The following is a 25,858-nucleotide window of genomic DNA, read 5'->3' on the forward strand; positions in this document are numbered from 1 at the left end:
CCTAATCATGAATATGAAAAAGGCCATCGTCGCAATTTCCCTAGCTCTAACGTCACTATGCCTCAACGCCCAAGCCCAGCCAGCCAGCTCATTCAAGCCCGGAGAAATCTGGCCAGATAACAATGGCGTTCACATCAACGCCCACGGCGGCGGACTGCTCTATCATGACGGCAGCTACTACTGGTACGGCGAACACAAAATCGCCGGCGTCGCAGGCAACAAAGCCGAAGTAGGCGTGCACGTCTATTCGTCTAACGACCTGTACAACTGGACCGACCGCGGCATCGCCCTCAAAGTAGAAGGCGACGACAGCGACATCGCCAAAGGATGTATCCTCGAGCGGCCAAAAGTCATCTACAACCCAAAGACAAAAAAGTTTGTCATGTGGTTCCACCTCGAACTCAAAGGCAAAAAATACGACAGCGCTAGATCTGGTGTCGCCACCGCAGACACACCAGAAGGGCCATTCACCTTCATCCGCAGCCAGCGCCATAACGCCGGACATTGGCCACAAAACGTCCAGCCAGAACAAAAAGACCCAGAGTCTATCAAACTCACCCTAGCAGAGAATAACAAGTTCGGTGGCGGCCCGTCAAAAAAACACGCCAAGTTCAACATCCTCGGCTCACACTTCGAAGGTGGCCAAATGGCGCGCGACATGAACCTCTTTGTCGACGACGACGGCACCGCCTATCACATCTATTCATCTGAGCATAACAGCACACTACACATCTCCCAGCTCAGCGAGGATTTCCTCAGCCACACCGGCCACTACACACGCAACTTCCCATTCCGCTGGATGGAAGCACCAGCCGTATTCAAGCACGACGGCAAATACTACCTCATCGCCTCCGGCTGTACTGGCTGGAAACCTAACGCCGCTAGATCAGCCGTCGCCGATAACATCCTCGGACCGTGGACAGAACTCAAAAACCCATGCACCGGCACCAACCCTAGCAACAAGCTCGGAGCCGCCAAAACCTTCGGCGGACAAAGCACCTACGTGCTGCCCGTTCACGGCAAAAAAGACGCCTACATCGCCATGTTTGACCAATGGAATCCCAAAGACGCCATCGACGGTCGCTACCTCTGGCTACCTATCAACTTCACCGCCGATGGCTTCGAAATCCCATGGATAAGCGAATGGGACCTCAGCCATTTCGATAAATAATCCACCATCCTAGCAGCCAGCATCCTAGCGGGTCGGGCTCTCCCCCTAACGCTAGGATATTAAACTTTCAGCGCTCACCTCTACCTTCCAACACCTTTTTTCCTTCAATCCTCCATCGTGCCGGTCTGAAAACTGAAAACTGAAAACTTCCAACTTCTTTCCTTCTCCCCTCCATCGTGCAGGTCTGAAAACTGAAAACTTTCAACTTCTTTCCTTCTCCCCTCCATCGTGCTGGTCTGAAAACTGAACACTGAAAACTTCCCACTTCTTTCCTTCCATGCCCTCTCTAACAGTCACCCGCAAAGTCGCCTTCTCAGATACCGATGCCGCCGGCGTCGTCCACTTTAGCAAAATCCTCTGCTACGCCGAAGACGCCGAGCACGAACTGCTAGAATCACTCGGTCTCGCCGTATTCCAGAACTGCGGCTGGCCACGTGTGCATATCGACTGCGACTACCGCGCCCCGCTCGTCTTTGGCGACATCGCCAGCATCGACATCGAGCTGGCTGAAACTGGCAGAACCTCCGTCAGCTGGAAATTTTCTATCAAAAAGGGCGGCCAACTCATCGCCACCGGTACCAGCAAAAACGTCTACCTCGACGCCAAAGGCATCCCCCAGCCCATCCCCGCCGCGCTACTTAGTTAGCTAGAATAACAGATTCTTTCAGTACCCATGCGTACCTTAGTCATTGGCGACATTCATGGTTGTCTAGCAGCTCTCAAAACTCTGTGGAGGCAAGTCGACCCTCAGCTGGACGATCGCCTTATTTTCCTCGGTGACTACATCGACCGCGGCCCCGACTCCAAGGGCGTTATCGACTTCCTCATCGAAGTCAAAAAGACCTATGCAAAAGCCATCTTCCTCATGGGCAACCATGAAGAAAAACTATGCCTAGCAACTCACGGCGGCTCCGAGCTCGCCATCTGGCTGAGCAACTGGGGAGGCCAAGCCACGCTACAATCCTACACGACTGACAACCCTAACGACATCCCTGCAGCTCACTGGGAATTTCTGCGAGCCACCCGCCCGTACTACGAAACCTCCAGCCACATCTTTGTGCACGCAAATCTCTCGGCTAACATCCCTCTATCACTCCAGCTACCGTACACCCTGCTGCACAAAAAATTCGGTCAGCCCAAACCGCACATCTCTGGCAAAACCATGATCTGCGGCCACACCGCCATTGCCGATCACAAACCTATCAACCTCGGCCACGCCATCTGCATCGATACCGACCCTGGCCGCGGCGGTTGGCTCACCTGCCTACACGTCGAAACCGGCCAATACTATCAGGCTAACATGAACGGCGAATCTCGCGCTAGCCAGCTGGCACGACCTAGCTAGAACAACTGTTATTTAATCTAATTATCATTGAACTCGTCTGCGCTACTCTGAGTTGCTAGCTTTGCATTTCCTTATGGCTATCAAGATACGTCGCCCAGCACTGCAGTCATCTCCAGCTTTTTTATTTGGTTTGGCGCTGTTTGTCGGCGGCTCGGCATTGATCAGCTGGAAAATGTCGCCACCTGATAGAAGTAGTAAAAGGAATTCCAGCCAGCTAGAAAATTCTAGCAACAATGCGCGGGCGAGCAAAAGAGACCTCAGCGATCGTCTTGAGCCAGCTATGATAGATGTCGATGCCCGCTTGCTGTCTCTTTACCAAAGATACCCTAACCTACGGCCGTCACTCATCGAGGGACACCATCAATCTCTAGCAACCTACATGGAACTGATCACTCCAGCGGAAGCCGAGCGCATCAATGCTGCAGCCAAACCGATCAGAGAGATGATAGAAAACAAAGCCGATTGGGATCCCGAGCTAGCTTGGCAGTTTTTAATCAACGAACATGACTTGATAGCGAAGCTCATCCACCTAGGCACCATCCCTGATACCGATTACGAAAAATTTACTAACAAGCAAGCGATGACTGTTAACGAGTTGCTTTGTGTAGGCTTTGCCTGCCAGCTGAAATTAGGCCGACAAGAAGCAGCTGCTGTCATCCATCGCGCACTGAGAGCTAACAACCAGCACTTGGCCAATGGCAGCTTTTTCGCCCAACCCGTAGCGATTTTATCCAATCTATCACTCACAGCAACCAGCCAGCATTTAATAGCTGACAAGCCCGAGCTAATTGAACAACTCACGATAGAATCACAACTGCAGCCAAAGCTCGTCACACAAATGGTCAACGAAACATCCGCTGGCCTAACCATGTCCTACAGCATGATGAAAAAATCCGCTGATGGCACAGTTGGCCACTTCTACCCAGATGGGATAATGACCATTGACGAAACCGAAAAGTATTTCGCTGGCGTTAGGAGTGAGATCATCGATGGGCTCGAAAAACTCGAATCTACTCAAGATGACATGATTCACCCTGATCAGCTCGCCGAGATCACCAAACAAGTCGTTAATCGCTATCCAGATGACGAGCGCACGCAGGCACTTATTTCTCACGCCACGAATTCGTTAGACATTTATACTCATTATTGGCAGGCCATTGAGGAGCAGAAGTATCAACTCACAGCAATGCAAATAGCCATCGCCACAGCTCGTGGAGAAAACTTCACTGGAGAACTGCCAGTGAACACCATAACCGGTGAAGTTGCTATTTGGGATAAAGAAAATAACCAGCTCATCTATCACAATGGTGAAACCAAGCGGACAATAAAAATCCCCACGCCATAGCTGAGAGCCAGAGATAGCTGGCTCAAACTAGCAGATCGACCTCATTAAATAATAGCCACTCTCAAGTATCTGTATTATACAGATACTTTTTAAACCATCTAACTAAGCATCTGCTCTATGCACTATGCTGGCATTCTCTGGATTCCAAAACTAGCCACGCTTAGGTACCTGTATTGCACAGATACTTACCAAACCATCTAACTAAGTATAAGCATCTTCACTATGCAGACATTCTCTGGCTTTCAACACTAGTCGACCCAAGTACCTGTATTCCACAGCTACTTTTCAAACCTCCTGAGCGACCAAGCCTAAGAACCTGGATTGCACAGGTTCTCTCCAATTTCCAAAACTAACCACGACTAGATACCTGTATTGTACAGCTACTCACCAAACCATCTAACTAAGCATAAGTAGCTGCACTATGCTGGCATTCTCTGGCTTCCAAAACTAGTCGACCCAAGTACCTGTACTATACAGCTAATTTTTAGACCTCCTGAGCGGCCCAGCCCAAGAATCTGTATTGCACAGGTTCTCTCCAATTCCCAAAACTAGCCACGCCTATGTACCTGTATTATACAGATACTTACCAAGCTATCTAACTAAGGTGTAAGTATCAGTCTTGCTCTGACATTCTCAAATTTCCGCCACTGGCTGGAGATTTCCGATACGCGCACACCTAACAAAACAAAAAAATGATTAGCAGCGGCAAGGTCTTACAGGACGAGGTTATGGATGATTAACTTGCTCAGATTTCTTTACCGTCGATGTCTGTGATTTCCAGCTGCGGCTGGGTGGCTTGCAGTTTCTCGGCGATGGCGGGAAATTCTTTGGCGGGTACTTCGAAATAGATTTCATCGTCAGCCACAGTGGCGCAAAGCATGAGCGCGTCACCATTTTGACCAAATACGCTGACCGATTTCAGCTGGCTGATAGGTACTTTTTTTAGCTGGTCAGATTTGACTAACATCAAATTTCTAGTGATCAGATTGTCATCATCTAGCTGGACCTCGCTGAGATAGTTTTGAGATCTATCAGTGAGGCCGCGATAGGCGTAGGTAAATAACCAGCCGCACCAGATTAACATGATTGGATGAGCTAGAGAAATTGGCCACAGCGGCACGCTGAGTACGGCCCACAAGCCAGCCATGCCCATGAGTGAACAGATCACTGGCATGATGGCCGATTTTTCCTGCTTTTGTGAACTTCGATAGATCATTAGAAAATAATCTCGCAGGTGGATTGGATAGATGGAAGAGAAAACCGTTGGATGGTGGATAGATAGGGGCTAATTCCGTAGATAGGGGGAATTCCGGCTCTTCTATATCCACACGCATTCAGGGGCTAGTGGCTTGCGACGGTTTATAGCACACTTTCAGCGTGCGCCATTCTGGCTGACTCTCTCCCCATGGCTGAAGCCATGGGCTTTGTTCTGACGCGCTTTCAGCGCAGTTCAAATAGATCCACGTTCATGTGGAGTCTATCAACTGTGACGGTTTCTAGCACACTTTCAGCGTGCGATATTCTGGCTGACTCTCTCCCCATGGCTGAAGCCATGGGCTTTGTTCTGGTGCGCTTTCAGCGCAGTGTGGATAGATCCACGTTCATGCGAAGTCTAGCAACGGCGACGGTTTCTAGCACACTTTCAGCGTGCGATATTCTGGCTGACTCTCTCCCCATGGCTGAAGCCATGGGCTTTGTTCTGGTGCGCTTTCAGCGCAGTTCAGATAGATCCACGTTCATGCGGAGTCTAGCAACGGCGACGATTTCTAGCACACTTTCAGCGTGCGCCATTCTGGCTGACTCTCTCCCCATGGCTGAAGCTATGGGCTTCGTTCTGACGCGCTTTAAGCGCAGTGTGAATAGATCCACGTTCATGCGGAGTCTAGCAACTGTGACGGTTTCTAGCACACTTTCAGCGTGCGCCATTCTGGCTGACTCTCTCCCTATGGCTGAAGTTCTGACGCGCTTTCAGCGCAGTGTGAATGAATCCGCACGGGTAGACATGTAAATGGCTGGTTCAGCTTCGACGGCCGATAGCTCAGAGCGGTGCTAAAGCACCAGCAGTCTAGAAGTCACAGCTGAAACCTCGTCTGATAGAATTTATCTACCTTCAGGACGCAGTCCGAACCTTAGGGCGAAGCCCAACCTTAGGGCCCAGCCCGTCCCCCAGACCGGAGGCTGAACCTACAGAGCGGTGCTGAAGCACCGGCAGTCTAGAAGTCACAGCTGAAACCTCGTCTGATAGAATTTTTCTACCTTCAGGACGCAGTCCGAACCTTAGGGCGAAGTCCGAACCTTAGGGCGCAGCCCGTCCCCCAGACCGGAGGCTGAACCTACAGAGCGGTGCTGAAGCACCAGCAGTCTAGAAGTCACAGCTGAAACCTCGTCTGATAGAATTTTTCTACCCTCAGGACGAAGTCCGAACCTTAGCGCGAAGTCCGAACCTTAGCGCGAAGTCCGAACCTTAGCGCGAAGCCCGAACCTTAGGACGAAGTCCGTACCTTAGCGCGAAGTCCGTACCTTAGCGCGAAGTCCGTACCTTAGGAGGAAGCCCGAACCTTAGCGCGAAGCCCGTACCTTAGGACGAAGCCCGCACCTTAGGGCGCAGCCCGCACCTTAGCCCGCAGGGCGTACTTGCAGGGCGCAGCCCGCACCTTTTTACAGCTTAGAGGAAATCACATCGATAGGCATTCATGATGTGGCGAATGTCGTTGATGCAGGCGACGCGGCCGACATTGAGCTGTTTGGCGATGCCGTAGTATTCTAGGCAGGTGCCGCAGAAATACAGCTGGGCGCCGGCGGCTTCTAGCTGGACGAGCAGCGGCTGAATTCTGTCGTCGGTGAGCACTTGCACGCCGCGATTATAGAATGCGTAGACGATTTTGACGTCGTCATTTTCCAGTGAACTTTTCAGATATTTTTCCAGCAAGATGAGTGACAGCTCGGGCACGCCATCCCCCATTCCTAAACGCGATACAACAACAGCTCTTTCCATTGCGGTAAAATAGATTGGCGATGGCTGAGATCAACCACAGAGAAAGATCTTCTCACACTAACATGTAAACCTTTGTTCCAATTATTCTCTCAAGGCGGGTCCCGTTCTAACGATCCAAACCAGCTATGGTAGAGAATTTTTACTTTTTAGCTGCGAAATCTGAGTTCTCTGCTTTGATATTTGTATGGTTCGCTTCAGCTAGCTGGGCGGGTCTAATTAATTAACTTCATCAACTGGCGGCTAAGCGCTAAACGATCATGAGAAATCTCAAAGATGGAATTCGTTCACTGGTTCGCATTGACTACTATGGTCACGTGCACAAATACTTTCGCGGCACGGATGCTGAGGCTCGCTTCGCTAACGAAGTGAAGATTCTAAAATTGCTAGAAGAGCGCGGCTGTGACTACGTGCCAAAGATGCTAGAAGCCCATGCTGATGAGCTGCATCTGGTAACGACTAACTGCGGCAGCCCAGCGCCAAAGATTTCTAAGAAGAAGAGCGACGGCATGTTTCAGGAGCTGGAGGACGTCTATGGTGTGCGCCACGATGATCCATTCGCGCGCAATATCACCTACTCAGAGCAGCTAGGCAGGTTTTGCATTATCGACTTTGAGCTGGCTACTGAGCTACCGATGCCTGAGCACCGAGCGACGCCAGAAGGCTAACGAATGATTTCATCACCCATGTCTAATCCTTTTCTACCAGGAGCCCCGAAGGAATTTGATATGCTGCCCAAGCATACCTTTGAGTGGTCAGCCCGCTCCGTTTCCGGCAGCCGCAAAGAGATCAATGATGATTCGTGGATTGCCTTTGCCACTGGCGGCCAGCACGGCACAGTGATGCTGGCTACTGACGACGAGCGTACGATGGTCACGAGTGACCTGATCTACGCGGTGTCTGATGGTATGGGCGGCGGCAATGCTGGCAATGTGGCCTCGGCGCTGATTCTGGAATACCTCAGCGAGCACATCCCGGAGACGTTTCGAGCGGCGGCAGCTGGATTTTATCCAGACTATCTAGCGCGGCTGGAAGATATCATTACCAAGATCCACCACGCCATTAACGAAAAGGGCGAGGCTGACGAAAACCGCAAAGGCATGGCTGCCACGCTGACGCTGGCGTGGTTCACGCCGGATAACATGTATTTTGCCCACGTGGGAGACAGCCGACTGTATCGCTACCGTGACGGTGAGCTCCAGCAGCTCAGCCAGGACCATACCTTTGTGTGGAAACAATTCCAGCGCGGCGAGATCAGCGAGCTGCAGTTCCGCAACCATCCACGGCGCTCAGCGCTGTATAATGTGATGGGCGGTGGCCATTTTTCCACCACCCCGCAGGTGGATGTGGTGGACTACAAACCTGGCGATAGATTCATGCTCTGCAGCGATGGTATCGTCGACGGATTGGGACAAAAAAGCATCGCTGGGGAATTTTCAGAAAACCTAGACTCGACAAGCTCACTGGCAGACGCTTGCATCTCACGTGCTATTGAGAATGATGGCACGGACGATACGACATTGATAACAATCTGCGTAAAATAAATTGTCACACTAAGACAAAAGTTGGCACGCTAATTGCTGGATTTCGCATCATCTAAAGCTACCGATGTAGCTTGCATCAATGGCCCTACCAGCCATCACAACACTATTATCAACAAATAAGAGACCATGGCAAAATATAGACTCGATTACCTCTGGTTAGACGGTTACACACCAACTCAGAACATCCGCACAAAATGCATGCTCAAGGAGTTTGACGAATTTCCAACTCTCGAAGACCTCCCAGAATGGGGCTTTGACGGTTCATCCACTCAGCAAGCTGACGGCGGCGACTCTGACTGCGTACTTAAGCCAGTAGCTCTCTATCCTGACGGCACACGCCACAACGGCATCATCGTTATGTGTGAAGTAATGCTTCCAGACGGCACTGCACACCCAACTAACGCACGTGCCTCAATCATCGACGATCCAGACACATGGTTCGGCTTTGAGCAGGAGTACTTCCTCTACGAAGACGGTGCACCACTCGGTTTCCCGAAAGACGGATACCCAGCACCACAAGGCCCTTACTACTGTGGCGTAGGCTACAAAAACGTAGGCAGCATCGCTCGCCAGATCGTTGACGAGCACCTTGAGCTTTGCCTTGAGGCAGGCATCAACCACGAAGGCATCAACGCCGAGGTTGCTAAAGGTCAGTGGGAATTCCAAGTATTCGCCAAAGGCTCCAAGAAAGCTGCTGACGATATCTGGGTAGCTCGCTTCCTCCTTCTCCGTCTCTGCGAACAGTTCGCACTCGACGTTGAGTGGCACTGTAAGCCAGTTAAAGGTGACTGGAACGGCTCAGGCATGCACTGTAACTTCTCTACTAAGCACCTCCGTGAAGTTGGTGGTAAAGAGTACTTCGAGAAGCTCATGGCAGCATTCGAGAAATACACAGAAGAGCACATCGCTGTTTACGGTCCTTACAACGACCAGCGTCTCACAGGTCTTCACGAAACTCAGTCAATCGACATGTTCTCATGGGGCATCGCTGACCGTGGCGCATCTATCCGCGTACCACACAGCTTTCCTAAGAACGACTGGAAGGGTTACCTCGAAGATCGTCGTCCTAACTCAGAAGGCGACCCATACAAGATCGCTTCACGCGTTCTCCAGACTATCGCCACTGTGCCAGTCTAATTTCCCACTCGCTGCCTAGCGCAGCGAATGTAGATTTAGCCAGCCGCCCGCAGCTCCAGCTGCGGGCGGCTTTTGTTTGTGGGTCAGCTAGAAATATTTCACCACCCCGCTGGCACATCTCAGTGATGCGGCTATAGTGATAGATCGTCGGCTAAAAATATTCGTTAGCCACTGAGACCAAAACCAACCATCTAGCTAGAAAACCATCATGTCCAAGTTAACCATCGTGGCCAACATCCACGCCAAAGCTGATAAAATCGACTTCGTCGAAGCCGAGCTGCTCAAGCTCATCGACATCACCCGTGCCGAAAAAGGCTGCATCAACTACGACCTTCATCAAGACAATGAAAACCCAGCTCATTTCATGTTTTACGAAAACTGGAAGTCGCGCGAGCTGTGGCAAACACACATGCAAAACCAACATCTAGCAGACTACCTAGCCAATACCGAAGGCTGCGTTGATGAATTTATCCTCAACGAAATGAGCCACATCGCCTGAGTTAGCTGAAACGCTTACCAGCCTAACATCACGCTCTGTCACAACTCCGTGACACCGCCCACCTTGCGCCTACAGCCATGGCCAGCCAGCTTCTACGGCTACAACCATGAAGCTGTTTCTCATCGATGCCCTCGGCCCATTCTGTGGCCAACTTCCGCGCGGTCGCCAGAACTGGTCGAAGATTCCATTCAGCCAGCTGGCGGGCCCAGCTGACGCCCACTGCGATTCCAGCTGGCAGGCGATCACCGCGGACATGCACACCTTTGTCCAGCGCGTGCGCAGCGCTGGCTACAATGCCATCACCCTCGATGACCTCGCCCACCTAACGAATCATCCACTGCACGATGCCACCACTAACCAGCTGATAGACTTCTATCGTGAGAAATTCCGCCCACTCATCCAGCTAGCCATTGACGCTGGGCTGAAAGTTTTCCTCACCTCAGACATCATCACCTTGAGTGAATCTGCTAGGATCCAGCTAGAAAACCAGCCAGCTAGGATTGAGGAATTTTACATCGACCAGCTAGAAAGCTGCCTAGCAGATTTCCCCGAGCTCAGCGGCATCATCTTGCGCATTGGCGAGAGCGACGGGCTCGACGTCAAAGACCCGCTGAAAAGCCAGCTACATCTAAAATCCGCCAAACAGACAAACCGTTTTCTCAAAGCCATTTTGCCCAGCTTTGAAAAACATAACAAACAACTCATCCTGCGCACATGGACCGTAGGCGCCCATCGCATTGGCGACCTCATCTGGCACCGCGGCACACTCAACAAAGCGCTGCTAGGCATCAGCTCACCGCAATTCATTCTATCGATGAAATACGCTGAGAGCGACTTCTTCCGCTACCTCTCTATCAACCAAGCATTTACTCAATCACCACTAGCCAAGATCGTGGAATTTCAAGCGCGCCGCGAGTACGAAGGCGCCGGAGAATTCCCCTCATTCATCGGCTGGGACTGTCAGCGCTACCGCGAACAACTCGCCCACGTAGAAAACCTCATCGGCCTATCCGTCTGGTGCCAGACTGGTGGCTGGCACGCATTTCGCCGCCGCGCATTCCTCGAGCCAGCTGGTATTTGGACGGAAATTAACGCCAAAACCATCATCGATATCTTCCGTCATGAAAGCAGCGCAGAGGAGTCGTTAGAGCGGCAGTTTGGTCAGGAAAAATCAGCCAGCGTCATTGAGCTCATGCGGCTAACAAACCAGCTCATCCTCAAGCTCTATTACATTGAACCCTTTGCCCGCCAGCCCCTATATTTCCGTCGCGTGCGCATTCCGCCACTGCTGCACATCTACTGGGACAGCCTGCTCATCACCGTGCCCGTGCGCAAGCTCATGCGCCATTTTGTTAGCAACCACAGCGAGACACTGCGTGATGGTCAGCTAGCGTTAGAGCTGGCGGAAGAAACTCCCACCCTAGCTAACGACGCTGGCCTCCCAGCTGAAGACATCGAGTTTATGCTAGATACCTGTCGGCTCATCCAGCTAGCTAGGCAGTTCTATTTCAGTGAACTTAATGATGGCTTAAACCAACAAATCCAGCTGGCAAAAAAAGCCTACAAGAAAAAATACCCGCGCAAGCAGCGTCAGCGATTTCGCATCAATACCGACTTCTCTCCCAGCCAGCTGAAATCGCGCCACCTCGCCATGGCCTCGCGCTACCTGCTGCGTTCACAGCGCAAATACCGCTGGCTCGACCACCTGTTCACACTTCACCTGCTCTCTATCGGCTACCAATTACTCAAGCCTAGCAGTCAAGAAAAGCTACCCAAAGCACTGCGCGACTCCGCCATGGGAGTGGATAGTCTTTTCAAATAAAATAGCCCAACCAGCTATAGATAAGCAGGCAAATTGCCCCCCCACTGAAAAGTTAATCTGGGAATACGCACATCTGGCCACGCCAAAAAATAATCAAGCGTGAAACTTTTTTTTATTGATGACCCGTAAGATCTATCTTCATTATGACCCTCGTTAGGGAGCTTCCTCCTATGCTCTGCATAAAAACGTGAAGCGCCCACTAGCAAATACTACAGTAATGAAAATAAAACTCTTAACAACACTATTGACGGCAGCGGCAATGAGCGCATCTCAGGCAGCAGTCACATTTGTATCGGTCGCCGATGACCTTAGTAATGTCAGCACAACTAGCAATATTACGACCGATCGAAAAAATAACGATAATTTGTGGGCTCAACGTGATGGCTATGGCGAAGGATCTGTCACCATTTTAGAAGGCTGGGATGTTAATGAAAATGTTCCCGTGCTCACCTTAACACTCTCAGACCTAACTGTTGGTCAAACTTATGACGTCTACGTGAACTATATTCGTTTCACAAGTAATAATAATCCTCGAGGCGGTATCCGAGGATCCTTAGACGGCACAAGCTTCTCAACCTTCAATGGTGCCGGAGGAACAGAAGGGACTGTAGGCTTTGCCGAGGAAACTGGACATACAGCTAATGGTGATCAAGTAGGCCTACGAGGTTACTTGGGCACAGCTATAGCCGATGGCTCTGGCCAAATTCAAATCTTCGTTGATGATGACGGACTTGACGGCGGCATTGAGGAGCGCGTTTGGTTTGATGGAGCTTCTTATGAAGCTTCTTATGAAGCCATTCCTGAGCCTTCTGCTGTAGCCTTACTGGCTCTCGGTGGAGTTGCCCTAACTCTTCGCCGTCGTAAATAACATTCCACGATAGTTTACAGAGGGTATCGGCGATCTAGCAGGTACCCTCTTCACGCTTTATCGGCCACGCTGGGTTTCCGCTAGAACTCTAAAAGACAGCTACTGCCGTTAAATACAAATTCCCTCTACGAGATTTGCTAAGGCGTCATTACTTCTAGCAACCCGGATGTGATGATAACGGAAACCTTACTGCAAATATTATCCAGCTGGTCCACACCTTGATGATCTAGCTAGACGACAGCGGGCAGGCACTATTCCGCTGAGCGGATCACACCCAGTCAGGCACCACCATGTCGAACTTAGGAATATCGACACGAATATTGCGACCATCTTCGGTCACCCCAAAGAAGCTGCCGCTGGCTTCGCCGTCGCCAGAGAGCACATGATAGCTGTTATAGGCAAATGGCTGAGTTTTGCTAACGATGGGGGTTTGCCCCACCACACCATCGCCTTCGACGACAACTAATTCGCCTTTTTCGCGAACTACCCATTTGCGCGCGAGGATTTTCACCGGCACCTCAGATTCATTGTGAATAGTTAAGAAATAGATAAATGGGTGAGGTTTGTGGTCAGGCGCATCCAATGTGGGCATATAAACCACATCGTCTACCTCGACCCACAGGCCGCCTATCTCTTCAAAATGTTCTGACACTCGGCGAAGTTGTACATAGATGGTGCAACTGGCAAGTCGTGAGCAAAATCCAGTTACTTAATCGACTAAAAATACCAGTCTTTCGGCGGCACACAACTCAGATCATAACAAATAGCAAGCGTCGCTAGTCGGCTGAATATCAGCTATTAAAAGAAATTGTCGCAAACTATAATTTGCACCATCAACCATTACATTTTCCGCCTTTTAGCCGACTACCGAAACATTGGCTCGATCATTAGACTATTTATAGTATCAATTATTTTCATCTAAAATGAATCTCATTTCGAAATTACTACACACCACAGCCATTGGCCTGGGCCTCGTGGCAGCTGCGACCGCTGATACTCAGAAACCTAACGTTGTGCTGATTTTCACCGACGACTTGGGCTATGCGCAACTCAGCATCACTGGCAACGAAGACTACCAGACGCCGCACATTGATAGCATTGCACAGCAAGGCATGATGTTTAACAACGGCTACGTCACCGCTGCCATCTGTGGGCCCAGCCGCACCGGCATGCTCACTGGGCGATATCAGCAAAAACTCGGCCGCGAAGGTAATGGCAAGGGCACTCAGCTCGGGGTGAAAACCATTGCCAACTACCTTGGCGAGCTCGGCTACAAAAGCACTGCCATCGGCAAGTGGCACGATACTAAAGAAGACGCCTACATGCCCACTAACCGTGGCTTTGACGAGTTCTATGGATTCAATAATGGCGCGTCAAAATTCATTGGCCTCACCTCACTCACACGCGGCTTAGAAAAAGAAGAAGTTGACCCCGAGGCCTACGCCACGGAGCTATTTGGCGACGAAGCGCTGAAGTTTATCGATCGCAACCACAAGGAGCCATTTTTCCTCTACCTCGCCTTCAATGCGCCCCACGGGCCATTTCAAGCACCGCAAAAAGACCTCGATCGCGTCGCCCATCTAGACAAGGGAATCGACGGCGACATCCGCCAGGCAGTAGCAGCGATGGTGGTGAATATGGACGACCAAGTAGGCCGCGTGCTCGCCAAACTCAAAGAATACGACATCGATGACAATACGATCATTTTCTTCCTCAGCGACAATGGCGGCGTGTACGTGGATAACGATTGTGTGCCTAATGCTGAGCACAAGCGCATGAATAATGGCAAATTCAGAATGGGCAAAAGCACCCTGTATGAAGGCGGTGTGCACGTACCCTTTTTCATCCGCTGGCCAGCCAAGATCCAACCCGCCACCACTGATGTGCCCGTGATTTCGCTCGATATCATCCCCACCGTTATCGCAGCTGCAGGTGGAGAAATTCCAGCTGAAGCGCAACTCGATGGCGTCGATCTGAACACCCTCCTGAATGGCAGCGCAAGCGACCTCGCGCCGCGCTCACTATTCTGGAAAATGGACAAATACCGCTACGCCATCCGCACTCATGACGGCTGGAAACTCGGCCAAATGCCCTTCAAAAAGATTCCTCGAAACCAGCTCAATGACATCAAAGATATGCCGGCTGAACTCTACAACCTCAACGAGGACATTGGCGAAATGAACAACCTCATCGACCAACAACCAGAGCGCGCTCAGGCAATGTGGAAAGAGCTCAAAGCCTGGCTGGATACCACCGACCCGCAGCTCAGCCCAGTAATCCCAGACAGCCGCTTTAAATAAGTTAGCTAGATTTTTACCCCGTACATTTCTTCACCATGGTCGCCCAGCACAGTTCGGCGGCCATGTCATATTTGAGCATCTATCCAAGAGCACTCTTGACCTGCCTAGCCTGCTCATTTACACCCCTGTTGACAATGAAGCTAGATCTCGTTGAGCCATTGCCTGAGATCAAATTTCAACCGCGCCCAACCACCCTTGCACCATCGGCAATGGCAGGGCACCACTCTCACCTACTAGCTTTAAATTAATTATGAGTAAGGATACACCAAAAATCATCTACACCTACACAGATGAAGCACCGGCTCTCGCCACCCATTCATTTCTCCCTATCATCGAGGCATTTTCCAAGCCAGCTGAGGTAGAGATTGAAACTCGCGACATCTCACTTTCCGGCCGCCTCATTGCCAATTTCCCAGAATTTCTCAGCGAAGACCAGCGCATTGGTGACGCACTCACCGAGCTCGGTGAACTAGCCAAAACACCAGAGGCTAACATCATCAAACTGCCAAACATCTCCGCATCTATTCCTCAGCTGATCGCCGCTATCAAAGAGCTGCAATCTCAAGGGTACGCGCTGCCAGATTATCCTGAAGAGCCAGCTAACGAGCAGGAAAAAGAAATCCAAAGCCGCTACGACAAGATCAAAGGATCTGCTGTGAACCCAGTGCTGCGCGAAGGTAACTCAGATCGCCGTGCTCCTAACGCCGTTAAAGCCTACGCCAAAAATAACCCACACTCAATGGGTGCGTGGTCAGCTGACTCCAAGTCTACCGTGGCGCACATGCCAGCTGGTGATTTCTTCTCTAACGAGCAGTCAGTAACTATCGAGGAAGCCACTACATTCACCATCGAACACGAAGCGGCTGACGGCACCAAGACTGAACTCAAAGGCGCTGCACCACTGCTAGCTGGCGAGATCATCGATGCCACCGTGATGAGCAAAAATGCACTGGTTGCCTTCCTCGAAGAGCAAGTAGCTGCGGCCAAAGAACAAGACGTACTTTTCTCACTGCACATGAAAGCCACCATGATGAAGGTCTCAGACCCAATCATCTTCGGCCACGCGGTGAAGGTATTTTTCAAAGACCTCTTCAACAAATACGCCGAGCTGTTTGACTCACTCGGTGTGGATGTGAAAAATGGTTTTGGTGACGTTGTTAGCAAAATCCAATCACTGCCAGCTGAGCAGCGCGCTGAGATCGAAGCTGACATCCAAGCATGCATCGCTAACGGCCCAGCACTCGCTATGGTCGACTCCGATAAAGGCATCACCAACCTGCACGTGCCTAGTGACATCATCATCGATGCCTCCATGCCAGCCATGATCCGCAACTCTGGTAAAATGTGGAATAACGACGGCAAAACTCAGGACACCCTAGCCGTCATCCCTGACAACAGCTACGCTGGCGTCTACCAAGCCACTATCGATTTCTGTAAAGCTAATGGCGCATTCGACCCAACAACGATGGGCACCGTGCCTAACGTTGGCCTCATGGCGCAGAAAGCCGAAGAGTACGGCTCGCACGATAAGACATTCGAAGTCCCAGCTAACGGCACCGTTCGCATCGTCGACGCCGCTGGCAATGTGCTCACCGAGCACGCTGTGGAAGAAGGCGACATCTGGCGTGCCTGTCAGGTCAAAGACGCTCCAATCCGCGACTGGGTGAAACTTGCCGTTAACCGCGCTCGCGCCACTGGATCACCAGCCGTATTCTGGTTAGACGAAGACCGCGCTCACGACGCTCAGCTCATCGCTAAAGTTGGCGAATACCTCGGCGAACACGATACCGACGGCCTCGAGCTGCACATCATGTCACCAGTAGAAGCCACTCTATTCTCCATGGAGCGCATCAAGCGTGGTGAAGATACTATCTCCGTAACTGGCAACGTGCTGCGTGATTACCTCACCGATCTGTTCCCAATCCTCGAGCTTGGCACCAGCGCCAAAATGCTCTCTATCGTTCCTCTAATGAACGGTGGCGGTCTGTTCGAAACTGGTGCTGGCGGATCAGCTCCTAAGCACGTCCAACAGTTCACTAAAGAAAACCACCTGCGCTGGGATTCACTCGGTGAGTTCCTCGCCCTCGCGGTTTCCTACGAGCACCTCGCAGAAAACTTTGCTAACCCAAAAGCCAAAGTTCTCTCAGAAACACTCGACGCCGCTACTGGCCAGTTCCTGCTCAACGATAAGTCACCATCACGCAAAGTCGGCGAACTCGACAACCGCGGCAGCCACTTCTACCTGTGCCTGTACTGGGCTCAAGCGCTCGCCGCTCAAGATGCCGATGCTGACCTGAAAGCTACATTTGGCCCTATCGCTGAGAAATTGGCCGCCAACGAAGAAACTATCATCAAACAACTCAACGACGTGCAAGGCGTCGCAGTCGAGCTCAATGGCTACTACAAGCCTGACTGCTCAATCACCGACAAAGCAATGCGCCCTAGCAGCACATTAAACGATATTCTAGCAGAGCTTAGCTAGATTATAAATATCAACCAAGCCCCAAACTAAAACGATCCCGAGCTGACGCCAGCTCGGGATTTTTATTTCACCGCGAGATTTGATAGAAATATCGGTCGCCGCACACCATTGAGTTTCAGCACCTCCAAACAAAGTCTGAACATTCATTAGATTGAGAATTGCCATCGCAGAACGGCTGCCCTAGCTTATATCACAGACTCAATCTCCTATGTTCGAAACGGAAGACATTCACTTCACCCCACCAAGTCCTGAAGAACTAAACCAACACTTTCCTGGCCATGAAATCATTAGGTTCATCGCCAAAGGAGGCATGGGTGCTGTTTATCTAGCAAAGCAAACTTCATTAGACCGCAAAGTTTGCATCAAAATCCTGCCTAAGGAATTTGCTCAGGATAAAAATTACCTCGCTTCATTTGAAACCGAAGCCAAATCACTAGCTCGGCTCAACCACGGCAACCTCGTTGGCATCTACGACTTCGGTCGCATCGACGACATGCTCTTCATCATCATGGAGTATGTGCCCGGCAAAAACCTCTACGAGCTAGCCAGCGGAAAGGCCGTCGACCAACTCCAAGCTGCTAAGATCATTGCGGAAATTTGCCACGGCCTAGCACACGCCCACGAAGTAGGCACACTACACCGTGACATCAAACCAGCTAACATCCTCATCGATAGTGAGGCGCAACCCAAGGTCGTTGACTTTGGTCTAGCCAAACCCTTAGGAGAAAAGCAAACCTCCGGCGTGATCTTTGGTACCGAGCATTACACCGCGCCAGAAGTCGTCAATCACCCAGACAAAGTCGACCAACGTTCAGACATCTACTCAGTTGGCGTCATGCTCTACGAGCTCCTAACTGGCCATGTCCCAGAAGAGCCATTCATCGCCGCCTCTGAAGATAACGATACGGATAGGCGCTTTGATTCCATCATCTACAAATCAGCCCACCCAGACCCTAGCAAGCGCTACAAGAGCGCTAAAAAGATGGCTGAAGACTTGGAGGACATCCTTGTTAACTGGGACGACAAACCTACTGACAACCCGCTGGCACGGTTCAATGCGCCTATCACGCCAACAACCACCATCACCCCGCCAGCGCAGTCAGCTCAAATCACCACGCCACTAGCAGGCGCCTATCCTACATACCGACAGGCCAAACCTAGCAATGCTGGCAACATCGTCATGTGGGGCATCATGGCTGCAGGTCTAGCCATCGCTGGCTACTTCTTCATGCAAAGCCTCAACGCCCCTGACGAACATGCTCAGCGCATGAAAGACATTGCTAACGAAGATCCCATGATCTTTGCCGCACCTTCAGACGCTCCAACAGCCACCACCCCTGAAGGCTACGACAGTATGAGCAAACTCGACGCCGCGGGCCGTCCATCTAGCAAAAATCAAGAGCGCAAAGAGCGCGCTAACGAAGAAATTCGCAACTTCATGGATGCTAACGGTGGCTCCAGCTCACCCAAATAATACCATTTTACCATCGCAATAAAACTCAGCTAGCCCACTAGGCTAACAGCAAACCCTATCAATCAGCTGCGCCAGCGCTTCAGCCAGGACTTCAGCAATGAAGAATGCGTCTCGCGCAGCTCACCTAACTTGTGTGGAATTTCCGCGCCACCTCGTAGATCAAACAACTTGGGCACCGCCACCCGCTGCGAGCTGTAAATGCCCGTGTGACCGCTGAAATAATAGGCAACAAAACAAGCGACCGCAAAGTACAGCATGTGCTCGGCACCAAACAACTCCACCCCCATAATCGTACAAGCCAGCGGCGTATTGGTTGCCGCCGCAAATACCGCTAGAAAACCAATCGCCGCAAATAAATCTACCGGCGCGCCAAATACCCAAGCCAGCGTATTGCCTAAAGTCGCCCCAACAAAAAACAAGGGCGTCACCTCTCCTCCCTTGAAGCCAGCTGCTAGCGTGATCGCCGTGAGCAGCAATTTCAAAAACCAGCTATACCACTCAGCACCACCCGGCTGAAAGGCACTTAAAATACTAACACCACCATCGCGCGTGGCATACACTCCCAGGCCAATGTAGTCGCGGTTGCCTATCAGCTGGACCAATAAAATCACCAATATCCCACCTACAACCACCGTCACGTATGGGTTCTTTGTAGTTACCTTGAAGAGGTCTTTCAGCGAGTGTGTTAGCTCGCCAAATAAATATCCAGCCAGACCAAATAAAATCCCCGCCCCAGCCACCTTGCCCAGCAATAGCAAATCCACTTTCACCTCGTGGCTAAATAAAACCGCAGATTCGAGAAAATCTATCCGGTAATGGGTATGATGCGCGCCCCAAGCCGAACATACCACGTCAGCTAGAATCGCCGCTAACAGCGCTGGAATGATCGCGTTGTATTTAATCCGACCAATCGCCAAAACCTCCAGCGCAAATATCGCCCCCGTCAGAGGCGTGCCAAAAACCGCACCGAAGCCAGCCGCCACCCCAGCTGTTAGCATCAACTTCCTATCTTCGTCATGCAGCTTAAACCACCGCGCCATCGTGTCCGTCGCCGCACCACCAATCTGCACAGCCGTGCCTTCGCGACCAGCTGAACCACCAAATAAATGCGTGATCACCGTAGTTAGCAAAACTAACGGACCCATCCTAGCTGGCACTCCCGCCCCCGGCTCATGGATCTCGTCCATGATCAAATTATTGCCAGCCTCTGAGTTTTTTCCCAGCTGACGGTAAAGATAAACAATCACCAATCCCGCCACCGGCAACAAATACAATAACCATGGATGCGCCACGCGGCTCGCTGTCGCCTCAGCTAACACCCATAAAAAAAAGGCATTCAAACTACCCACAACCACCGCCACAGGCACAATCATCAAACACCAGCGAAGGATCTGGTAGAACAACTTGTGATTAGACTGAAGTGGGTGAGCCATAATAAAAAATCGCCCCGCCAGCTTACACAGCTCCCCCCAATCAACAAGCCTTGCCTCCAGCCAGCTGGATTCCACACATCTCCCTCTCGACTAGGGTTTATCTAGCACCAGCTGATATTCGACAACCGCACCAGCAGTATCCTCCACCTTCACCGTCTGCAGCACATCACCTAACTCATACGGCGAACCTTCCTTAAGAGGCCCGCTATGAGCTCGCCCCACGATCTTAAATTGGCTGGCAGACCCAGCTAGCTTTGCGCTACCAGAGCTAATCACATAGCGCTGCTGCTCGTCGGCTTGCGGAAACGAGTAAACCGCAACCTCACTCAGCGGCTCTACCATTTTTAAACAACCCACAACCAGATGGCGATCGCTACCTTTGATCAAATATAGCGCCAGACCATCGCTATGCTCTGGATCATTTTCGTCATAACGAAAATTGCCAGGAATGCTAATACGAAAATAACTTCCCCCCATCGCAGTTAGCAATTCCTCCGCGCTCAGCTCACCACCACCGTCGCTCGACTTCGCCTCATGTCGTTCACACGAAACCATCACCACACTAGCTAACAAACACACTAAAACTCTCATCCCCAACAAATAACAAAACATCAACTAGTCCACAACACCTATCAACAAAAACATCTCATCAGTAAAATTCACCTCCCATGCCGGAGGCATGAACAGAAAGTTCATGCTAGCTCCTCCCTACCATCCCATGCCGGAGGCATGAAAAGACTTTAGCCACGGGTAAGCGAGCCCAGCGAGCGCAACCCGTGGTTAGCCAGCCAGTGATAGGTCTGCCGGAGGCAGAATGGAACCATGCCGCTAATAGGATGACGCTCCCACGTAAACCCTCACCTCTCATGCCTGAGACATGAAAAGAAAGTCCATGCTAGCCCCCACGCTCCCCCTCCATGCCGGAGGCATGAAAAGACTTTAGCCGCGGGTAAGCGAGTCCAGCGAGCGCAACTCGTGGTTAGCCAGCCAGTGATAGGTCTGCCGAAGGCAGAATGGAAATTTGATAGGTGTCGAAAATGAGATAATTTAGATCTATGTCTAGCTACACAGATTTGCACTACCACCTAGTCTTCGGTACAAAAAACCGCACGCCGTGGATAGAAATTGAATGGCGAGACCGATTTCATCAATACCTAGGCGGTATGGTTCGCCAGTTGGACGGAGTAGCCGAATCGGTTGGCGGCGTAAAAGATCATGTTCATTTGTTAGTCCATCTCAAACAAAGCCACCGCATACAAGATTTTATGAGAGAGCTCAAACGTGGATCCTCGGTCTGGGTACATCAAACCATTAAGATCAGTGAATTTGAGTGGCAACAAGGATACGGAGCCTTTTCGGTTAGCTCCAGCCAGCGACCAACCATTAGCCGCTACATCCAAAACCAAGAAGATCATCATACAAAAATCAGTTTCAAAGAAGAGCTAGAACAACTGCTGAAGAAAATGGGCATCACCTACAAACCAAAATACCTTCCTTGATCCCTCAGCCATCTCACTCATCCATTCTGCCTTCGGCAGACCAAGGCGGGGCCAACCTAACCACGGGTTGCACTCGCTGAGCTCGTTGACCCGCGGCTACAATCTTTAATGCCTCCGGCATTGCCAGCCTGTTACAAGCTCGCTGCCAGATAAAAACTCATCCACTCCAGCTTCACCAATACTTAAACCCCACGCGGAATCACAAGCCTAAGCACCTCACAACACCTATCAACAAAAACCATTGCAGTCTAATGGTGAGGGAGATAATAATCTCTATCATGTCCGCAGAAAAACATTATTGGTTCAAACGCAAAACCTATGGATGGGGGTGGACTCCAGCTAACTGGCAAGGGTGGGTCAGCACCCTAACATTCATTTTTGCTATCATCGGCTACCGCCAAGTTTTCAACTTCACCGGCATTGCGCTCAGCCAAACTAACTTCCTCTGCTACGTCGCCGGCTGGACTATTGCCCTCATCGCGCTTTGTTTCCTCAAAGGTGAAAAACCAAAATGGCAATGGGGCAAAGATAAAGACAATTAGAATAGCTTTAATCCAGCTGAGGCATAACGAGAAAAGGAACGGTCTCTCGACATGAGAACAAAGTCATTCTGAATAGCTTGCCAGATTAACAACCTGTCAAAAGGATCCTTATGTTCACCACGCTCCAACTGATAGAAACTAGCGTAAATATCAGCATCCGATTCTTGAATCAGAAAACCCGCTGATTTCATCAAACCAGGTAACTGATCTGGCTGCACGCCTTGTAGCCTAAGTTTGCCCAATGAAAATTTCAGACTGATTTCAAAGAAGGAAATCGAGCTACAATACACGTTATTATCTCTATCAAGCAACGCAGCTCGCTCAGCTGAATTCAGCCTTTGACTGTCGGCCAAGACCCACAAAATAAAATGAGTATCTAGAAGAATATTCATAAGCCTAGCAGCTCATCGTCAGTCATCTTAAAATCATCATTAATTTCGACACTAGCGACCTTGTCTAGCACCCCTAGCTGGCGCTCAGCTTGGTAGTACTTGTCATAGGGGACAATCACGCCCACCTTCTCGTGCATTTTACCAAACTCAATAACAACCTCCTCACCAAGGCGCACGGCATCTAGCACTTCAGAAAACTGTGCCTTCAAATTCGCTACCGTCATCGTCTTCATAATCATAGTCATACGCCAAACATGACAACTTGTCAACTTGCCATCCAGCATACGCCCATGGCTGACTTTTAACCATAGCTAGACTTAAAGGCTAAATAGCTGATCTCCATCCACCCGCTCTATCCTATTTCTCCTAAAAATGCCGTGCTAAGGTCTTGTTTTCTGGCGATTTGAGGTTATGAAGACGCTACAGGCATCAGCCAATGTTGTCTGCTCAGCGGAGCTACCGAGCTCCGAGAATTTACTAACAACCATTTCACCATGAAAGCTTATACCAAAATCGCCGCAGTCCTTCTGCTTGTAGCCATTGCGCTTCTGTTTGTTCCAGCCCTCAGCGACCAATCCGTCGCCATTGCAGGCATCGCACTTGCGCTCGCGCTGATCACCACCGCAGGCATCTTCACTGCCAAACCAGCCGCTGCTCCAGCTGAGATCAAACCAGCTGAAGTCGAAGCCGTAAAACCTGCTGCTCCAAAAGCAGCGCCAGCTAAAGCCGACGACCACAGCGAAGTCATCACTCTGCTAGGCATCATGCAGGAAAAAGGTCGCCTGATTGATTTCCTCATGGACGACATCACCGCCTATCAGGACGGTCAAGTCGGCGCCGCCGCTCGTATCGTTCATCAGGGGTGCAAAGCCGCCCTGCACGAGCATTTTGAAATCGTACCCGTTAGCGAAACCGTCGAAGGTCAGGCGATCACGGTGCCAGCTGGCTATGCGGCCGATGAATTCCGCCTCGTTGGCAAACTCAGCGGCGAAGCACCATTCAATGGCAAGCTCGTGCACAAAGGGTGGAAGACTAACAAAGTCAAACTCCCACGCGCCCTCAATGCTGATAGCGACAAACTAGCAGCGATCACTCCAGCTGAAGTGGAAATCAACTAACACCCCATACATCCAGCACCATGGACACCAAGTTTACCCTAGGTATCGACCTCGGTACCAGCAACAGCGCCGCCGCGCTCACAGACCTCAGCAACGACCAATGCCACATTGTCGAGCTCAGCCAGATTGTTGCTCCTAACCAGATCAGCGAAAAGCTCGGTCTACCATCCGCGCTCTATATCCCCAACGCGTCTGAATTTCCAGCGGAAGCTATCCAGCTCCCGTGGCAGCAGCAAAATGCCAGCCATATTATTGGTGAGTTCGCCCACAACCACGGCGCGCTCATTCCTGATAGGCTGATCACCTCTGCAAAATCGTGGCTATCTAACGACCACATCGACGCCCGCCAGCCAGTACTGCCGTGGAACTCAGAAATCGATGAGCCTAAGCTTTCAGCCTACGACTGCACCGCGGCCTACCTCCAGCACATCAAGGAATCATTCCTGCACAGCGAAGCCTGCCTTGACCGCCACTGGAATCTAGCTGACGGCCAGGTAGTACTCACCGTGCCAGCCTCCTTTGATGAAGTAGCGCGCAACCTAACGGCCGAAGCAGCTGAGGCAGCTGGCCTGCACAACGTCACCCTGCTAGAAGAGCCGCAAGCAGCCTTCTACGCGTGGACAGCTCAATCAGGCAACGACTGGCGCAAGCAAGTTTCCGCTGGCGACATCATCCTCGTCTGCGACATCGGCGGTGGTACTGCTGACTTTTCACTCATTGCTGTTAGCGAGCACGAGGGCAACTTAGCTGTCGAACGCATCAGTGTGGGCGAGCACTTGCTGCTCGGCGGTGACAACATGGACCTCGCGCTGGCTTACACCATGCGCGCCCAGCTGGATGCCGAAGGGACTGATCTAGACGACTGGCAGTTCCTCTCGCTCATTCACGCCGCCCGTCAGGCTAAAGTTAGACTGTTTGCAGATAGCTCAGTAGACGAAGTTCCTATCAGCATTCCTTCACGTGGCTCCAGCTTGTTTGCCGGCACTATCTCCACCAGCCTCAACCGCGCTACGCTAGAGGCCGTTGTGGTCGAAGGATTCTTCCCTATCACCTCAGCTGACGATCTTCCAGCTGAAGGCAATGCCGCCGCGCTGCAAGAATTTGGTCTGCCATACGCCAGCGATCCAGTGATCAGCAAGCATATTGCTAGATTCCTAACTCGTAGCTTGCAAAACGTGCTCGCCAGCGAAGATCTGCGCCAGCTAGTTGGCTCAGACGATGCGCTAGCGGGATCATTCCTCAAGCCTAACGCCATCCTCTTTAATGGTGGTGTATTCAAAGCTGAACCCGTGCGCCGCCGCGTGCTAGAGCTACTCAGCTCATGGTCTGGTGGCAGCGAAGTTAGAGAGCTGCAAGGATACGAACCAGATCTCGCTGTGGCTCGCGGAGCCTCATACTACGGTCGCAACCGCACCACTGGCGAAGGACTGCGCATCAAATCAGGCACTGCTCGTTCCTACTACATCGGCCTCGAATCATCCATGCCAGCTGTGCCTGGATTCAAGCCGCCAGTCAAAGCACTCTGCGTCGTGCCACAAGGCATGGAAGAAGGCACCGAGGTGCTTATCGATCAAAAAGAATTTGGCCTGCTTACCGGTAAACCATCCCACTTCCGCTTCTTCTCATCGGAGATCCGCAGTGGCGACCAAGCGGGTGAGATTCTACCTAACGCCGAGCGAGAACTCGACGAAACCAGCCGCCTAGAAGCCACCCTAACGGCAGCTGAAGGGTTCCCAGAAGGTCAGCCAATTCCTGTGGTCATCAATGCCGTGGTCACCGAGCTTGGCCAGCTAGAGCTGTGGCTCAAGCATAGCAAGAGCGATCAGCGTTGGAAAGTTGAGCTGCAAGTTAGAATGGACTAAGTCAGCCACTTAAAACTCCTCCTTTTAAGCTAG

Annotated in this window: 25 protein-coding genes; 18 read left to right on the forward strand and 7 right to left on the reverse strand. The window is 51.2% G+C overall.

Going from position 1 to position 25,858, the window contains the following annotated elements; genetic code table 11:
• The first annotated feature begins 13 nt into the window (after nt 1-13).
• The 4 genes from JIN82_RS16845 to JIN82_RS16860 all read left to right on the forward strand — a co-directional run bounded on the left by JIN82_RS16845 (nt 14) and on the right by JIN82_RS16860 (nt 3,861).
• Nucleotides 14-1,171: a glycoside hydrolase family 43 protein gene (locus JIN82_RS16845; RefSeq protein WP_343221755.1), complete on the forward strand. Its 1,158-nt coding sequence runs from the start codon at nt 14-16 to the stop codon at nt 1,169-1,171.
• Nucleotides 1,172-1,448: 277 nt separating this feature from the next.
• Nucleotides 1,449-1,817, forward strand: coding sequence for an acyl-CoA thioesterase (locus tag JIN82_RS16850; protein ID WP_200312841.1), 369 nt, complete (start codon nt 1,449-1,451; stop codon nt 1,815-1,817).
• A 27-nt stretch (nt 1,818-1,844) separates the two neighbouring features.
• Entirely contained in the window at nt 1,845-2,516 is a 672-nt protein-coding gene (locus JIN82_RS16855) for a metallophosphoesterase family protein (protein WP_200312842.1), read from the forward strand.
• Nucleotides 2,517-2,589: 73 nt separating this feature from the next.
• Complete coding sequence (locus JIN82_RS16860; protein ID WP_200312843.1) at nt 2,590-3,861, forward strand: hypothetical protein; 1,272 nt, start codon at nt 2,590-2,592, stop codon at nt 3,859-3,861.
• A 745-nt stretch (nt 3,862-4,606) separates the two neighbouring features.
• Here JIN82_RS16860 and JIN82_RS16865 read toward each other — a convergent pair.
• Complete coding sequence (locus JIN82_RS16865; protein WP_200312844.1) at nt 4,607-5,035, reverse strand: hypothetical protein; 429 nt, start codon at nt 5,033-5,035, stop codon at nt 4,607-4,609.
• A gap of 231 nt (nt 5,036-5,266) precedes the next feature.
• Here JIN82_RS16865 and JIN82_RS16870 point away from each other — a divergent pair, with 231 nt between their 5' ends.
• Nucleotides 5,267-5,869: a hypothetical protein gene (locus JIN82_RS16870; RefSeq protein ID WP_234042138.1), complete on the forward strand. Its 603-nt coding sequence runs from the start codon at nt 5,267-5,269 to the stop codon at nt 5,867-5,869.
• A gap of 657 nt (nt 5,870-6,526) precedes the next feature.
• Here JIN82_RS16870 and JIN82_RS16875 read toward each other — a convergent pair.
• Nucleotides 6,527-6,856 (reverse strand): DsrE family protein, encoded by a 330-nt coding sequence (locus JIN82_RS16875; protein ID WP_200312846.1) that lies wholly within the window; start codon nt 6,854-6,856, stop codon nt 6,527-6,529.
• Nucleotides 6,857-7,113: 257 nt separating this feature from the next.
• Here JIN82_RS16875 and JIN82_RS16880 point away from each other — a divergent pair, with 257 nt between their 5' ends.
• The 6 genes from JIN82_RS16880 to JIN82_RS16905 all read left to right on the forward strand — a co-directional run bounded on the left by JIN82_RS16880 (nt 7,114) and on the right by JIN82_RS16905 (nt 12,723).
• Complete coding sequence (locus tag JIN82_RS16880; RefSeq protein WP_200312847.1) at nt 7,114-7,521, forward strand: BUD32 family EKC/KEOPS complex subunit; 408 nt, start codon at nt 7,114-7,116, stop codon at nt 7,519-7,521.
• A gap of 18 nt (nt 7,522-7,539) precedes the next feature.
• Nucleotides 7,540-8,397 (forward strand): PP2C family protein-serine/threonine phosphatase, encoded by an 858-nt coding sequence (locus tag JIN82_RS16885; RefSeq protein WP_200312848.1) that lies wholly within the window; start codon nt 7,540-7,542, stop codon nt 8,395-8,397.
• Between the two features lie 126 nt (nt 8,398-8,523).
• Complete coding sequence (locus JIN82_RS16890) at nt 8,524-9,534, forward strand: glutamine synthetase beta-grasp domain-containing protein (RefSeq protein WP_200312849.1); 1,011 nt, start codon at nt 8,524-8,526, stop codon at nt 9,532-9,534.
• 208 nt (nt 9,535-9,742) lie between these two features.
• Nucleotides 9,743-10,033, forward strand: a complete 291-nt coding sequence (locus JIN82_RS16895) for a putative quinol monooxygenase (RefSeq protein WP_200312850.1) — start codon at nt 9,743-9,745, stop codon at nt 10,031-10,033.
• A gap of 106 nt (nt 10,034-10,139) precedes the next feature.
• Entirely contained in the window at nt 10,140-11,855 is a 1,716-nt protein-coding gene (locus tag JIN82_RS16900) for a hypothetical protein (protein WP_200312851.1), read from the forward strand.
• A 259-nt stretch (nt 11,856-12,114) separates the two neighbouring features.
• Nucleotides 12,115-12,723 carry a PEP-CTERM sorting domain-containing protein gene (locus tag JIN82_RS16905; protein WP_200312852.1) on the forward strand — a complete coding sequence of 203 codons (609 nt, stop codon included), beginning with the start codon at nt 12,115-12,117 and terminating at the stop codon, nt 12,721-12,723.
• A gap of 268 nt (nt 12,724-12,991) precedes the next feature.
• On the opposite strand, the gene JIN82_RS16910 is transcribed toward JIN82_RS16905, so the two are convergent.
• Complete coding sequence (locus JIN82_RS16910) at nt 12,992-13,375, reverse strand: ApaG domain-containing protein (protein ID WP_200312853.1); 384 nt, start codon at nt 13,373-13,375, stop codon at nt 12,992-12,994.
• 271 nt (nt 13,376-13,646) lie between these two features.
• Here JIN82_RS16910 and JIN82_RS16915 point away from each other — a divergent pair, with 271 nt between their 5' ends.
• The 3 genes from JIN82_RS16915 to JIN82_RS16925 all read left to right on the forward strand — a co-directional run bounded on the left by JIN82_RS16915 (nt 13,647) and on the right by JIN82_RS16925 (nt 18,979).
• Nucleotides 13,647-15,023, forward strand: a complete 1,377-nt coding sequence (locus JIN82_RS16915; protein WP_200312854.1) for a sulfatase-like hydrolase/transferase — start codon at nt 13,647-13,649, stop codon at nt 15,021-15,023.
• Nucleotides 15,024-15,273: 250 nt separating this feature from the next.
• Nucleotides 15,274-17,505, forward strand: coding sequence for an NADP-dependent isocitrate dehydrogenase (locus JIN82_RS16920; RefSeq protein ID WP_200312855.1), 2,232 nt, complete (start codon nt 15,274-15,276; stop codon nt 17,503-17,505).
• Nucleotides 17,506-17,713: 208 nt separating this feature from the next.
• Nucleotides 17,714-18,979 carry a serine/threonine protein kinase gene (locus JIN82_RS16925; protein ID WP_200312856.1) on the forward strand — a complete coding sequence of 422 codons (1,266 nt, stop codon included), beginning with the start codon at nt 17,714-17,716 and terminating at the stop codon, nt 18,977-18,979.
• Between the two features lie 62 nt (nt 18,980-19,041).
• On the opposite strand, the gene JIN82_RS16930 is transcribed toward JIN82_RS16925, so the two are convergent.
• A complete protein-coding gene (locus JIN82_RS16930) occupies nt 19,042-20,412 on the reverse strand; it encodes a voltage-gated chloride channel family protein (protein ID WP_200312857.1) in 1,371 nt (456 codons plus the stop codon).
• 90 nt (nt 20,413-20,502) lie between these two features.
• Complete coding sequence (locus JIN82_RS16935) at nt 20,503-21,003, reverse strand: hypothetical protein (RefSeq protein ID WP_200312858.1); 501 nt, start codon at nt 21,001-21,003, stop codon at nt 20,503-20,505.
• Between the two features lie 464 nt (nt 21,004-21,467).
• On the opposite strand from JIN82_RS16935, the gene tnpA reads away from it, so the two are divergent.
• On the forward strand, nt 21,468-21,911 hold the full coding sequence (gene tnpA, locus JIN82_RS16940) for an IS200/IS605 family transposase (RefSeq protein WP_200312859.1): 444 nt from the start codon (nt 21,468-21,470) through the stop codon (nt 21,909-21,911).
• A 278-nt stretch (nt 21,912-22,189) separates the two neighbouring features.
• Nucleotides 22,190-22,453: a hypothetical protein gene (locus JIN82_RS16945; protein WP_200312860.1), complete on the forward strand. Its 264-nt coding sequence runs from the start codon at nt 22,190-22,192 to the stop codon at nt 22,451-22,453.
• Here the strand turns inward: JIN82_RS16945 and JIN82_RS16950 are convergent.
• Both JIN82_RS16950 and JIN82_RS16955 read right to left on the reverse strand, forming a co-directional pair.
• Nucleotides 22,450-22,845: a type II toxin-antitoxin system VapC family toxin gene (locus JIN82_RS16950; RefSeq protein WP_200312861.1), complete on the reverse strand. Its 396-nt coding sequence runs from the start codon at nt 22,843-22,845 to the stop codon at nt 22,450-22,452. The genes JIN82_RS16945 and JIN82_RS16950 overlap by 4 nt on opposite strands.
• Nucleotides 22,842-23,090, reverse strand: coding sequence for a type II toxin-antitoxin system Phd/YefM family antitoxin (locus JIN82_RS16955; RefSeq protein ID WP_234042139.1), 249 nt, complete (start codon nt 23,088-23,090; stop codon nt 22,842-22,844). Before JIN82_RS16955 ends, JIN82_RS16950 begins: the two co-directional genes overlap by 4 nt.
• 249 nt (nt 23,091-23,339) lie before the next feature.
• On the opposite strand from JIN82_RS16955, the gene JIN82_RS16960 reads away from it, so the two are divergent.
• On the forward strand, nt 23,340-23,963 hold the full coding sequence (locus JIN82_RS16960; RefSeq protein ID WP_200312863.1) for a DUF2760 domain-containing protein: 624 nt from the start codon (nt 23,340-23,342) through the stop codon (nt 23,961-23,963).
• Nucleotides 23,964-23,983: 20 nt separating this feature from the next.
• Nucleotides 23,984-25,825, forward strand: a complete 1,842-nt coding sequence (locus JIN82_RS16965; protein ID WP_200312864.1) for an Hsp70 family protein — start codon at nt 23,984-23,986, stop codon at nt 25,823-25,825.
• The last annotated feature ends 33 nt before the right edge of the window (nt 25,826-25,858 follow it).

The organism is Persicirhabdus sediminis (genome assembly GCF_016595495.1).
In the GTDB taxonomy this organism is placed as follows: Bacteria; Verrucomicrobiota; Verrucomicrobiia; order Verrucomicrobiales; family Akkermansiaceae; genus Persicirhabdus; species Persicirhabdus sediminis.

Bases quoted from the DNA above. Each gene is read 5' to 3' on its own strand.
- JIN82_RS16945 (WP_200312860.1), top strand. From the start codon at position 22,190: ATGTCCGCAGAAAAACATTATTGGTTCAAACGCAAAACCTATGGATGG.
- JIN82_RS16955 (WP_234042139.1), bottom strand. From the start codon at position 23,090: ATGACTATGATTATGAAGACGATGACGGTAGCGAATTTGAAGGCACAG.
- JIN82_RS16885 (WP_200312848.1), top strand. From the start codon at position 7,540: ATGTCTAATCCTTTTCTACCAGGAGCCCCGAAGGAATTTGATATGCTG.
- JIN82_RS16855 (WP_200312842.1), top strand. From the start codon at position 1,845: ATGCGTACCTTAGTCATTGGCGACATTCATGGTTGTCTAGCAGCTCTC.
- JIN82_RS16845 (WP_343221755.1), top strand. From the start codon at position 14: ATGAAAAAGGCCATCGTCGCAATTTCCCTAGCTCTAACGTCACTATGC.
- JIN82_RS16890 (WP_200312849.1), top strand. From the start codon at position 8,524: ATGGCAAAATATAGACTCGATTACCTCTGGTTAGACGGTTACACACCA.
- JIN82_RS16920 (WP_200312855.1), top strand. From the start codon at position 15,274: ATGAGTAAGGATACACCAAAAATCATCTACACCTACACAGATGAAGCA.
- JIN82_RS16880 (WP_200312847.1), top strand. From the start codon at position 7,114: ATGAGAAATCTCAAAGATGGAATTCGTTCACTGGTTCGCATTGACTAC.
- JIN82_RS16865 (WP_200312844.1), bottom strand. From the start codon at position 5,035: ATGCCAGTGATCTGTTCACTCATGGGCATGGCTGGCTTGTGGGCCGTA.
- JIN82_RS16905 (WP_200312852.1), top strand. From the start codon at position 12,115: ATGAGCGCATCTCAGGCAGCAGTCACATTTGTATCGGTCGCCGATGAC.
- JIN82_RS16960 (WP_200312863.1), top strand. From the start codon at position 23,340: ATGAAAGCTTATACCAAAATCGCCGCAGTCCTTCTGCTTGTAGCCATT.
- JIN82_RS16925 (WP_200312856.1), top strand. From the start codon at position 17,714: ATGTTCGAAACGGAAGACATTCACTTCACCCCACCAAGTCCTGAAGAA.
- JIN82_RS16950 (WP_200312861.1), bottom strand. From the start codon at position 22,845: ATGAATATTCTTCTAGATACTCATTTTATTTTGTGGGTCTTGGCCGAC.
- tnpA (WP_200312859.1), top strand. From the start codon at position 21,468: ATGTCTAGCTACACAGATTTGCACTACCACCTAGTCTTCGGTACAAAA.
- JIN82_RS16930 (WP_200312857.1), bottom strand. From the start codon at position 20,412: ATGGCTCACCCACTTCAGTCTAATCACAAGTTGTTCTACCAGATCCTT.
- JIN82_RS16870 (WP_234042138.1), top strand. From the start codon at position 5,267: ATGGCTGAAGCCATGGGCTTTGTTCTGACGCGCTTTCAGCGCAGTTCA.
- JIN82_RS16895 (WP_200312850.1), top strand. From the start codon at position 9,743: ATGTCCAAGTTAACCATCGTGGCCAACATCCACGCCAAAGCTGATAAA.
- JIN82_RS16915 (WP_200312854.1), top strand. From the start codon at position 13,647: ATGAATCTCATTTCGAAATTACTACACACCACAGCCATTGGCCTGGGC.
- JIN82_RS16965 (WP_200312864.1), top strand. From the start codon at position 23,984: ATGGACACCAAGTTTACCCTAGGTATCGACCTCGGTACCAGCAACAGC.
- JIN82_RS16860 (WP_200312843.1), top strand. From the start codon at position 2,590: ATGGCTATCAAGATACGTCGCCCAGCACTGCAGTCATCTCCAGCTTTT.
- JIN82_RS16900 (WP_200312851.1), top strand. From the start codon at position 10,140: ATGAAGCTGTTTCTCATCGATGCCCTCGGCCCATTCTGTGGCCAACTT.
- JIN82_RS16850 (WP_200312841.1), top strand. From the start codon at position 1,449: ATGCCCTCTCTAACAGTCACCCGCAAAGTCGCCTTCTCAGATACCGAT.
- JIN82_RS16875 (WP_200312846.1), bottom strand. From the start codon at position 6,856: ATGGAAAGAGCTGTTGTTGTATCGCGTTTAGGAATGGGGGATGGCGTG.
- JIN82_RS16935 (WP_200312858.1), bottom strand. From the start codon at position 21,003: ATGAGAGTTTTAGTGTGTTTGTTAGCTAGTGTGGTGATGGTTTCGTGT.